Below are 11,717 nucleotides of genomic sequence, written 5' to 3' on the forward strand. Positions count from 1 at the left end.
GAGCAGAGAGCTCTGTTCGACGAGGTCCTCATCGGCAAGGCCGGGGAAGTGCTGGCGGCCATCGATCGGGAGATGGGCAACCGGTCAGGTGACCTTCCGGATTCCGAGTCCTAGACACCCTACATAGGAATAGAAGAGCATTTGCGTGCGATAAAAGGCCACTAGAATTCCTATAAGGCATTGGTGAAATTGCCGCGCGCGTGTGCGTGGTCGCCCCCTGTCGGGGGCTTTTTATGCCCCAGAGACTGGAGAGAAGGACAATGGATGGTCAAGAAAATTTTTCTTGAAAAAGGTTGACAAGTTCAATTCACTCAAACGATAAACAAGGCAGGAGGTGAGGAGGATCGGGTTCCAGCGTTTATCTCGGGTGGATGGAGTCTAGCCTTGGGCCAACAAAAAAAGTCACCGGGAACAATTGTTTTCTGACAGACATGTTGTCACTGTGGATGTGGTAGAACAAAGGTGCCGAGGGTTTTCTCTAGGCGAAGGAGGTGAGTGGGTTGCGATTAGTGCTCACGATGCGGCCATCATCCGATCGGGACGATTTTATCCTGCCGCTTACGTACAACGAATACGTGCAAGCGGCGTTGTATAGCATCCTGCCCGAGGACTTTGCGGCGTTTCTCCATGACGCGGGCTATTCTTATCTGAAAAGGAAATTTCGCATGTTCTCGTTTTCCCGGCTGATCGGCAAGTATGAGGTTCTTCGCGACGAGGGATTTATCCGTTTTTTCGGTCCGGTGCGGTTGGTGGTGGTGTCTCCCCTCCGTGAGTTTACTCATGCGGTGCTGGATCGGTTGTTGGGAGAGGCGGTGCTGCGGCTGGGAAGCGTGGAACTGGAATTAGTCGAGGTGGACAGCTCGAACCCCAGGGTTGATTCTTCCCGAATTCTCGTCCAGACGCTGTCGCCGATCACGGCATATTCGACGTTTTTCAAGCCGGATGGGCGCAAATACACAGTTTATTTTCATCCTAGGGAATCTTCTTTTTCCGAAGTGGTTCGGGAGAATCTGCGCAAAAAGGTGAAGGTGGCCCGGGACGAGATGGGGATCGATATCGGGTTTTCGGACGAGGAATTTGCTTTTGACATCCGTCCGGTGGGCCGTACGAAAAAATCTGTAGTCGTTTACCGGGATATTTTCGTGCAGGGGTATTCAGGTCGATTCGAACTGACCGGTCCGCCCGCCGTTCTCTCGTTGGCGCTGGATTTGTCATTAGGAAGCAAGAACAGCCAGGGTTTCGGTTGCGTGGATTTGATCAAAACGTACGCCGAGGAAGGCGGGGATGGGTATGTTGATCGAGAGCCTCATTCGGCTGGGTAAACCTTTTGTCAGCGGTGGACTGCCGCCGGCGATGATTTTGGATCAAGTGTCCGATATTCGAGAGCAGAACGCTAAGACCTTCCTGTCCCACGTGGTGATCGCCGAAGCCGATCCGGAAACTAAAGCTGTTGCCGTGGAGTGGGTTCGGTGGGTTCAGGTCCGTATCGAGCGAGAGGGGAAAAAGACGAAGGAGATCGCGTATCCCGATTACGAACATGCTCGGACCGCCCCGTTCGTCGTACCGGTGGGGGGGAGTCCCCTTCATCCCCAAGGTCGTTATGGGATTCCGGCGTATCTTTTCTATGAAAAGCAGGTGGAGGCGTTTCGCAAGGACGCCGCGGAGGTGGAAACTTTTCTCCGGGGTCGGCTAAAGAGAACCACAGCGGGGGATCTCCCGGATTCTCTGGTGGATGGACTTTCCCAGCGGATCCACGAATTCTTCAAGGCCACGGAATTTCCGGCCAAAGAGAAAGCGATCGGGCTGTTGGTATTGGCCATCATGGACGGCCGCGGCACCTACCGGTACGAACCTCAAGGTTATGCGCCACGAACGGGTTGGGAAGGGATCTTGACCCCGAGCTTCCTCGACCCGAACCGGGTGATCGTGGCGGACCTGGAGCGCACGGTGGACCGCTTCTGGGAGTCGAAGATCGCCGAGGGAGAGGAAAAAGGTCGGCTCTCCGGTAAGGAGGCCGTGTGCGCCTTTTGCGGGGCGACCGGGGATGTGATTTCCGCCTACTCAAAAGCCTGGAACTGGTTCACCACCACCTGGGTGGGACCCTTGGCGACTGAGTTGCCCCAAGACCGGCTGGTGGAGGGGGTGGCGTTTTGTCCCGAGTGCTACAAGGCGCTGACCTACGGAAGCCGGGTGTTCGACGGGCTCACCAGGCGCATGCCGCTGTCGCTGGCCCGGGAACTCTTTGCACCGGCCAGCAGTCCCTCGGGGACAAAACAACAACGGATGCGCAGCGCTGCCGACGTACCTACGGTTTATGGGGGCGTCCTCCCGCTGCCGGTGCTGGACGAATGGCTGGTGGACCCCGACGAACGAAAAGCCTTTATCCAGAAAATGTCCAAAATGATAAATCAGGACCAGGCGGTTTTTGAGTCGTCCCGGGACCTCCACCTCAAGACGTTGACTGGGTTGGAGATGTGGCTGCCGGATGTGGATGAATCCCAAGAGTATCGGCTCATGATCCTCTACTATTCCGGCGATCCCAGCCGGGCGGATATTCATCTCCGGGCGGTGATCGAAGACGTCATCCCGTCCATGGCCAAATCAGTAAACGATCTCGTCCGGGAGGTGTATGAAGAGAGCGAGCCTTTGCGCGAGCGGCTGCTGGGCCCCGACTTGGTGGACAGGATGAAAGAATTCTTTTTGTCACTTCCGGGCCTATTGACCAAGGCTTATGGGCCGGCTCACGTCTGGATGACCTTGGCCAGTGTGCTGCACGGCCGACCCCTCAGCCGGCGGCGGTTTGTGGAACTGGCGGCGGCGCGATTGCGGGAGTTGACCTCGCAGTATACACAAAAGCTGTTGGACATTCGGCAAGAAGTCCTGTTTGATCTGGTATTTTCAGATTTTCTCCAGCGCTACTCAGCGAGACTGACCACGAAAGGAGTAGAAGCAGCCATGCGTCCCTGGCCTGAAATGTTGGAACTTCTTAAGGGTTCAGCCGACCATCCGCCGATGTGGCAGGATGTCGAGGAACTCGGTTTTGCCAGTGGATATCTGCTACGGGAGTTTGGTAAACGGTACTTTTTGAAGGCCAACAAGGATTACTTGGAGAGCCGGGTTATCACCTTTGGAAATCAGGTGACGCCCGAGGTGATTCTCAAATACGGACTTATGAATCTGAGAACCCACGCGGCCAGGCACCACATCAACGTGTGGGATTTGGAAAAGCTGCTGGGCTCCTTGATGGCCGGGTTTCTGGAACACAAGGAGGGCTTGCGCAAGGACTCCGATGCTTTTCTGGCCGCATTTTGGGCGGGATACTGCCTGAATCGCCCGGATAAGAAGACTGCAGGAGACGAGGATGACGAGGTTTCTGAAGAAGGCAAGACGGCGATGTGAGAGGGCACCGTATCCTCGCCAGCTGACCACACCCTACCTTTGGAATCAACCACCTATATGTTGAGAAGGAGTGAAGCATGATGTCCGATCTTCGCAGTGGAGAAATCATTTTCGTCAAGAGTGTAAAAGATGGGATTCCCAACCGGGATCCGTTAAATGAGAGCGATGCCCGGCGGCTGTTCAGTGAAGAGGACGGGCGGATCTCCCTGTCTGACGTTAGTATCAAACGGGATGTACGGGACTACGTCCTGGCGCGATACCCCGACGGCGGTGGGGAAAGGAACAATTTCGTGTTTGTTCGGGAGGAACGGACCGAAGACGGTAAGTTGCTCGGGCGAGGGAGTTTGGCGAAAAAGATCCAAGAGCGGTCGGGCCGTACGGGAGACACGGAGGAGATTTTAAAAGAAAGTGCGTTTGATGTGCGGGTGTTTGGGGCCGTCTTCAGTGTGGGGGGATCCTCCTTTCATCTCACCGGCCCGGTGCAGTTCGGTTGGGCTCATTCGCTTCATCCCGTGGAAACTCGCTATGTCCAGGGCACAGTGGTAATGCCGAGCAAAGACATTAACGAGAAAGCGAGTAATCGGAGCGGAGAATCCGAGGAGAGCGCGGGGAAGCAACAGGGGACGATTTGGACCACCTACACCCTTCCCTTTGCCGTCTTTGTGATGCCCGGTATCGTCAATGCGTCGATTGCCCGGCAGACGGGGATGAAGGAAGAGGATATGGATTTGTTGCTTGAGGCGCTGTGGAAGGGGACGCAGTATCGCCAGGCCCGGGGCCGGGGGATTCAACAACCGCTGTTTCTTGCCCACGTGGAGTACACTGATCCGTTTTTCCGAATCGGCTATCTTGAGGAAAATGTGCGGTTGTTGCCAGAAAGAGAGGTTTGGTTATCCGGGGAGCGGCCGAGCTCGGTGGCAGAGATCTCCCTGAACGTGCAAGAGTTGGGTCAGGTCCTCCGGAATCACCAGGACCGGGTGGCCCGGGTAAGGTGGTGGGTCCATCCGTCCTTGAACATTAAGGGAGAGTTGCCCGGGGAGAAACAGCCGGTGTGGTGAAAGGTGGGACAGGTGATGCAACTGCTGGTGTTCGACCTGAAGGGCACCCTGGCTCATTTTCGGCGCCCGGACACGACGGCCACCCATGCGTCCTATCCGGTGATCACCCGCACGGCCCTGCGGGGGCTTTTGGGCTCGATTTTGGGATTAGCGGAGTTTAGTGGCGAATCTTGGGCGGGAATCCAACTGCTGGCCCCGGTGCGCACCGTCCTTCAGGAACTGTCTCTTCTGGGGAAAGGATTTTTGACGAGCGGGCCGGCGATGAATCGTCCCACTTCGATTGAATTGGTGGTCAACCCAGCTTATCGCATTTATTATCACGGGGATTATCAGGAGGAACTGACGGCGCGGATCCGGGAGGGCAGAAGCCATTATCATACGTACTTGGGGAGTGCTTTTGCCCTGACCTTTCCCCGGTTCGTGGGGTCTTGGGAGGTCCCGGAGGTGGAGTTGACGCCGGGGATGACCTATCGCTGTCGAACGGTCCTGCCGACCCATGTGGTTCACGGGTTGGTGACGCCCCCGGGGGATTCGAAGCTCCAAGTGGGGCGTATCGGAGGAGTTCATTACCATTACCTGGGCGGACGGCGGTTTCGGGGCGCAGTTCACTTGGTGTATGAAGTGCAGGGGCAACCGATTTCCTTTGTCCCGGCGGCCTCCCCGGGGGAACCGAAAGTCCGGTTCGCGCAACTTGGGGACGAGGTGGTATGCCTGTGGTAAAACCATTTGGTGAATGTGTGGCGCGTCCTGCGGAGGGGGAACGTCAATTCCCCCTGCCCCGGCACTTGGAAACGGTGGCATCAGGGGTGGGGAACTTCCAGGGCCAGCCCGCCGAGCGTCTGGATTACCTGGCGGGTTGGATGCACGACATTGGCAAGTCAAACGAAAAATGGCAGTGGTACATTGAGTCGCCGCGGTCCCGGAAGGGGCCGCCGCACTCGGTATACGGCGCCATTTTGTATGTCTATTATGCCGAACGGTTGCTGAATATCTGGAAAATGCCCAGGAGGGAAAAGACTGAACTGCGGAGGAGGGTACAGTGGTGGTGCCGGGATCTTCTCGATCACCACGGGCGGCTCGGCGATATCGAGGAAACGGAAGTGCCCTGGAGAAGCTTTCCGCCGCAATGGGAACACTTTGATCTCCCGGGTATTCACGACGCGGTCAGTCGGCTGTTTCCGGAGGTTGCGGGGGCCGCTCCTACTGTGGGGTCGTTGAAGGCCTGGCACAAAGGGTTTGTTGACACCTGGGCCAAATGGTACATGGATTGGACGGGTCAGGCAGTGTTAGCGGAGTACGAAGAGGCGGAGGTGCCGGTTTCTTGTCTTCGCCTCTCTACCGCCTCCCTGATTCGCGCGGATCGATTTGACGCGGCCCAGATCGAGCCCCGGCGGCTTCAGCGCGAAGAGCTGGAGGGTGCCTTGGCGCATTTGGAAAAATTTCTCGGAGATAAGGGCCGACAGGCGGCGGGATCCGCGCCGCCGGGAGGCGGGCTCACCGGCGTGACGGCCCTTCGCCAACGGGTGCACCAGCAAGCGGTGGAGCGATACCGCCAAAACCCCAAAGGGGACTTGTATGTCTTGAAGCTTCCCACGGGTTTGGGGAAGACCCTCACGGCTCTGCGGGTGGCGCTGGAGATTGCCCGGGACCGGGGGAAAGAAAGGATTGTCTATGTGGCTCCTTATTTGACGATTTTGTCCCAAGCTGCGGGAGAGATCGCCAAGGCCTCTGGGCTGGAAGTAATGGAGCACCATTCTCTGTCAATGACTGAGGACCGTGAATGGGATGACAAAGCGATTCTCTTGCTGGAATCTTGGCAGTCCCCGGTGGTGGCGACGACGTTTAACCAAATGTTTCGGGCTTTTTTTGCGCAGCGTGCTCAAGAAACCCTCCGGCTGGCCGGTCTTGAGAATTCCGTAGTCATTGTCGACGAGCCACAAATCGTCGATGACTCCGTCTGGCAACCTTTTCTCGCCATGATCCAGGGCGCCGCCCGGGAGATGAATGCGACGTTTCTCTTTGTGACGGCCACCCTTCCGCCGCTCCGGCCGGGGCTGAAGGAGTCCCCGATTCCCCTGGCACCCGCCGACATCCGTTATCCTGACCGATACCGTGCCCGGGTCGTGGTTGAGCCGTGGGACGAGAAGCAGCTAGCCGATCATCTGGTCGGACGAGAGAGAGACACGCGGCATCTGGCCGTGATTTTGAACACCATTGGGGATGCGGCGAGGGTTTATCAAGAGCTGTCTGAAAGGCTGAAGGATGCGGGACCCGCCGATTCGGAGCCCCGAATTTTACATCTTCACGGCTTGATGACGCCCTTGCACAAGCGGCTGCGGATTGAAGAGATGAAAGAGTGTTTGGGGGCGGGGCAGCGGTTATGGGCGGTGACCACCCAGATAATCGAGGCCGGTGTGGATGTGAGTTTTCAGAAAGTCTACCGGGCGCGGCCGATCTACTCCTCGGTGATTCAGGCGGCGGGACGGGTCAATCGGCACGGGACCGAGGGGGAGCTTGGGGAGATCGTGATCTTTTCGTTTTTGCGAGGCGGGGAACAGGATTCCAGGGTTTGGGTTTATCGGGACGCCATTGTCCGTGAGGAGACGGACCGCAGTTTGGGCAAGGCGGCCGAATGGATGGAGCACGAACTGTATGAAGAGGTTGATCAGTATTTTTCCCGGTGTTCGGCCCGCACGAACAGTGCCGCGAAGATGCAGGCTTTGGCCCAGGCGGCCCAGGGGCGGTGGAGCGCCGTGAGCGGTTGGTCGCCCTTCGAAGAAGATCCGCGGCGGGTATCGATTTTTGTTCCTTGGGGAGAGGAGTACCTCGAGCGCCCGATCGGCCTGGACATCCGGCGGCGGATGAACGAGTTCGGGATTCGCGGAGTTCGAGAGATTTATGAACGGTATTTGGATCGGGGGTGGATGGGGGGCCTGTCCTTTGTGGCCCGAAAGCGGTTCATGGCGCTGATGCAGCAGTTCATTGTCTCCTTGCCTCCGAAAATGGCGCTGAAGGTGGCGGCAAACCTGGCGGATGACGTGGAGATCAAATTAGCGGCTGACACACCGAAGTATCAAGAGGATCGCGGGTACGCCGATTTGGCCGCGGGGTGGGTGGAGGATTGTATTTTATAAACCTGTGGATGGGAAGGTCCGAAGAGTTGAGGTGAGTCCATGGAAGATGAAATTCGGATTAATGGGACGTTGGTGTGGTATTACACGTTCTGCCCCCGGGAAGCGTGGCTCATGTCTCGTCAAATGACCCCGGATGAGGACGATGAGAACGTGGTGATCGGCCGATTCTTGCACGAGAACCGGCAACCGAGAGGGCGCAAGGAGGTTGAGGTAGGTCATTCGAAGTTGGACGTGGTGCGCCGGGACTCGGGAACGCTGGTCGTTACCGAGGTGAAAAAAAGCAGGCACTCGCTAAAGGGCGCCCGGATGCAAGTGTTGTTTTATCTCATGGAGTTGAAAAAACGGGGGATCGAGGCCGAGGGGGAACTGGTGGTTCCGGAGGAGCGGAAAGTCGAACGGGTGGTGCTCACCCAAGAGGACAGGGTGAAGATCGAACAGACGGTGGAAGAGCTTCGGGCGTTGTTGCGCCGGGCGACGCCGCCAGCGCCGAAACGAATCCATGCGTGTAAAAGGTGCGCGTATGGGGAATATTGCTGGGCGTGAAGTGAGGGGTCGAGACGGTGGGGACAAGCGTATACCTGTTTTCCGGCGGGCAATTGCGACGAAAGGACAACACGCTGGTGTTTGAGAGCCCGGACGGAACGAAGTACCTTCCCGTGGAGAATATTCAAGAGATTTATTTGTTCGGAGAGGTGGACCTGACCAAAAGTCTTTTGGAATTCTGCTCCCAGAAAGAGATCCTCCTTCACATTTTTAATTCGGAGTATGAATATTACATGGGAACGTTTTATCCCCGTGAGCATTTGAACGCAGGGCATGTGACGGTGAAACAGGTGGAGTATTATCTGGATCCGCAGCGTCGCCTGGATTTGGCCCGGCGGTTCGTGGAGGGCGCGGCCCGCAATATGCTGCAGGTGTTAAAATATTACCGCAACCGGGGCAAAAAGGTGGAGGGCCACCTGGAGCGCATCCAGGAGTTGGAGGGGAAAATCCCTGAGACGGCGGAGGTTCCGGCCCTGATGGCTTTGGAGGGCAATATCCGGGAGCAGTATTACCGCGCATTCGATGCCATCGTGTTACAGGAAGATTTTCAATTTGATCGCCGGACCCGGCGGCCGCCGGAAAATCATCTGAACACGTTGATCAGTTTTGGGAATTCTCTGTTGTATTCCGCGGTTTTGCGGGAGACGTACAAGACCCATTTGGATCCGAGGATTGGATATTTGCACACGTCAAATTATCGCCGGTTCAGTCTGAATCTGGATGTGGCGGAGATCTTTAAGCCTATTTTGGTGGACCGGCTCATCTTTACCGTGCTCGGAAAGAAAATGATTACCCGACGGGATTTTGATGCGAAGTTGGAAGGAATTTATTTGAAAGAAAGCGGACGCAAGGTGTTCGTGTCCGAGTGGGAGCGGCGTCTCGGGACCACGATCCGTCATCGGAGTATTGGGCGAGAGGTGTCCTATCGCCGGTTGATCCGTCTGGAGTTGTATAAATTGGAGAAACACTTGGTGGAGGGGGAGGAATATCGGCCGTTCGTAGCTCAGTGGTAATGGAAGGGAGGGGAGAGTGGACTCGGCGGCGTGAGGGCAGGAAGGGGGCAGCGCAGCTGTGAGCCCTCGCTTCCTGCCCGGGTGGCGTATGGTCAGCGGGTGAGGAGAGGGGAAGGTTCGGCTGTGTTCGTGATCCTGGTGTACGATGTGGCCCAGAAGCGGGTGGCGAAAGTGTTGAAAAAGTGCCGGGAGTATCTGACATGGGTGCAAAATTCGGTGCTGGAGGGGGAGATCACGAAGGCGAATTTGTACAGGCTGAAAAGGGAGTTGAAGCAAATCATTGAGGAGGACGAGGATTCGGTGATTATTTATATTTTGAGAACGACAACCTACTCGGAAAGGCAGATTATGGGGGTTGAGAAGGGGAAGTTTGATCAGATTTTGTGATGACAGCTGAGTGGAGGGACGACCGGGCGCGAGCCATGTTGGAGAGGCAAATAGAGAATTGTGGGTTGATCGGGAGCCTGGGCTGGTGGTCCGGCTCCTCACTTTGTAGCCCAGCGCTGGCTCCCCAACCTAGACCCCATTTTCCGCATGTCAGATTTTGTCGAATAACGGCATTTCGAGGAGTCTCAGGAGGAGACTGCCTATCCAACTCCGAATTGTCCTTGTATTAGGATTCGGAGGGGAGAAATATGCAACTTCCGGGTGTTACGGTGGAGGTTCACAAGCTGGAAGCGGCACCGCTGGTGGCGTACTTGTGTCGAGAGCTTCGGGTGGCGGAGATCATGGCGGATGAGGCTCAGGCGATTGAGAAGGCGGTGGCCCAGCAGGAGCGGCTGAGCTACCACTGCAAAGCCGATGCCGAGGTGACCCTGGAAGATTGGTGGCGGCGTCATAATCGCTGGGAATTTCATCATGTCACCGGCCAGGTGGTGCAGGAAAGGACCGTGAAACGGCGGGTGGGACGCCCGCGACAACACGATCCCGACTCAGGGAGCGTCGAGGTGGTTCGGTGGCGGGTGAACTTCACGGTGGAACCCGACACAGAGGCCATTGAACAGCGACGGCGGCGGGAGAGGACCTTTGTCCTGATCAGTAACGTCCCGCGGACGCGTCGGGCCCACGATGCCGATCTGCTGCGGGATTACAAAGGCCAGATCGACGTCGAGAACTTGTTTCGGGCCCTGAAACAGCCCTATTTTGTGCACGGGATCTTCGTCAAGACCCTCAAACGCGTGTTGGCATCAGCTTACGTCTTCCTGTTGGGGCTGCTGGTGTCGCGATCATTCAACACTGGGTGCGCCAAGGGATGCGGGAGGATCAACAAACGGCACTGGCGATCGCGGGTGCGAAGTTTCGCTCTCCGACCACCCGTACATTACTGAAAGAGTTTGACGGGTTAACCCATATGATCGTGCGGTTGCCGGATGGGACGGTCACCCATCATCTTCAAGGACCCACCGAGACGGGGATCCAGATTCTTCGATGGATTCGGATCCGGACGGATAACCGCTTGATGGGAGTTTCATTGCCACCGGCTGAAAGTGGGTAATCGACATCATAGCGAAGCGGCCTTCGACATCATGTGACAACTGAATCCTCCGAGAGGTCCTCGTTTGTGGAAATGACGTCGAACCTTGTCGAAATAGGTAGATAATCAATTCCATGTTTCGACATTCTTCGATATGGGAAAAATGGGCTCGACCCGCGGGATGGGAGGTATTGAGTGATCGCAGTAAGCTAAAAATTCTGATTTCAACAACCGCGCCCTCTACAAGGGAAGGATTTGTTGCAATTCCTGTTTATGGAAATGTCGTCGATCGGAGATCGAGCAAAAACCCCGGGGGATCGACGACAAGAGACGGGTCGCTCAAAGTCACCAGAATCCGCGTCATCTGAAACAAAGACTCCGTTTCAGGAGTTGACGCACTTCTCCGCACACTGTATGCTAGTAGCGACAGATCCCTTGTATAATGCGGAAAAAATGGGTTCGTAGCGTGCCTATGAGGAATGGAAACTGACCGCTCCTGCGGCCTGAATCACGTTCGAATCCAGGGTTCGTAGCGTGCCTATGAGGAATGGAAACCTCCACTTCGGACAGGTGACGTGTCTCCATGATGTATTGTTCGTAGCGTGCCTATGAGGAATGGAAACTCTCCATGCTGTTGTGACCTCCTCTCTTGCCATTCCCGTTCGTAGCGTGCCTATGAGGAATGGAAACTCACGGTTTCCTGGTCCTCGGTATCAGGGGGACAGACGTGTTCGTAGCGTGCCTATGAGGAATGGAAACCGGACCTCCTACGGTCCATGTTCCTAGGCCGGGGCCGGGTTCGTAGCGTGCCTATGAGGAATGGAAACCGCCCCGCATACGGGACATGCTGCGCACTATGTACGAGGTTCGTAGCGTGCCTATGAGGAATGGAAACATGGATTTCCTGGGCGGACTGATACAGAACGCCCTGAAGTTCGTAGCGTGCCTATGAGGAATGGAAACTGCGTCAGCGAGCGGCATGGAGATCGACTGGTATTCGTTCGTAGCGTGCCTATGAGGAATGGAAACTAGGATTTTTGGTGTCGATTCCCATATTGCTCATCGTGTTCGTAGCGTGCCTATGAGGAATGGAAAC

The 11,717-nt window shown here is 56.3% G+C and carries 8 protein-coding genes, 1 pseudogene and 1 CRISPR repeat array; all 9 genes and pseudogenes read left to right on the forward strand.

Annotated features, from left to right (window positions below; translation table 11 throughout):
• Positions 1 to 509 precede the first annotated feature (509 nt).
• Complete coding sequence (gene cas6, locus K6T64_RS15105; protein ID WP_288010904.1) at positions 510 to 1,322, forward strand: CRISPR-associated endoribonuclease Cas6; 813 nt, start codon at positions 510 to 512, stop codon at positions 1,320 to 1,322.
• Positions 1,291 to 3,399 carry a TM1802 family CRISPR-associated protein gene (locus K6T64_RS15110; RefSeq protein ID WP_288010897.1) on the forward strand — a complete coding sequence of 703 codons (2,109 nt, stop codon included), beginning with the start codon at positions 1,291 to 1,293 and terminating at the stop codon, positions 3,397 to 3,399. Before cas6 ends, K6T64_RS15110 begins: the two co-directional genes overlap by 32 nt.
• 80 nt (positions 3,400 to 3,479) lie before the next feature.
• Positions 3,480 to 4,457: a CRISPR-associated protein gene (locus tag K6T64_RS15115; protein ID WP_288010898.1), complete on the forward strand. Its 978-nt coding sequence runs from the start codon at positions 3,480 to 3,482 to the stop codon at positions 4,455 to 4,457.
• 15 nt (positions 4,458 to 4,472) lie between these two features.
• On the forward strand, positions 4,473 to 5,177 hold the full coding sequence (cas5, locus tag K6T64_RS15120) for a CRISPR-associated protein Cas5 (RefSeq protein ID WP_288010899.1): 705 nt from the start codon (positions 4,473 to 4,475) through the stop codon (positions 5,175 to 5,177).
• A complete protein-coding gene (gene cas3 / locus K6T64_RS15125; protein WP_288010900.1) occupies positions 5,171 to 7,591 on the forward strand; it encodes a CRISPR-associated helicase Cas3' in 2,421 nt (806 codons plus the stop codon). Before cas5 ends, cas3 begins: the two co-directional genes overlap by 7 nt.
• A gap of 39 nt (positions 7,592 to 7,630) precedes the next feature.
• Positions 7,631 to 8,134, forward strand: a complete 504-nt coding sequence (cas4, locus tag K6T64_RS15130) for a CRISPR-associated protein Cas4 (RefSeq protein ID WP_288010901.1) — start codon at positions 7,631 to 7,633, stop codon at positions 8,132 to 8,134.
• 17 nt (positions 8,135 to 8,151) lie between these two features.
• Positions 8,152 to 9,147: a type I-B CRISPR-associated endonuclease Cas1b gene (cas1b, locus tag K6T64_RS15135; RefSeq protein WP_288010902.1), complete on the forward strand. Its 996-nt coding sequence runs from the start codon at positions 8,152 to 8,154 to the stop codon at positions 9,145 to 9,147.
• A gap of 123 nt (positions 9,148 to 9,270) precedes the next feature.
• Positions 9,271 to 9,534, forward strand: a complete 264-nt coding sequence (gene cas2 / locus K6T64_RS15140; RefSeq protein WP_100668597.1) for a CRISPR-associated endonuclease Cas2 — start codon at positions 9,271 to 9,273, stop codon at positions 9,532 to 9,534.
• A 344-nt stretch (positions 9,535 to 9,878) separates the two neighbouring features.
• Positions 9,879 to 10,642, forward strand: a pseudogene (locus K6T64_RS15145) (transposase); the annotation flags it as partial.
• 436 nt (positions 10,643 to 11,078) lie between these two features.
• Positions 11,079 to 11,717: direct repeats of the CRISPR family, unit length 30 nt; unit sequence GTTCGTAGCGTGCCTATGAGGAATGGAAAC.

Source organism: Kyrpidia sp. (assembly GCF_023512215.1).
In the GTDB taxonomy this organism is placed as follows: domain Bacteria; phylum Bacillota; class Bacilli; order Kyrpidiales; family Kyrpidiaceae; genus Kyrpidia; species Kyrpidia spormannii.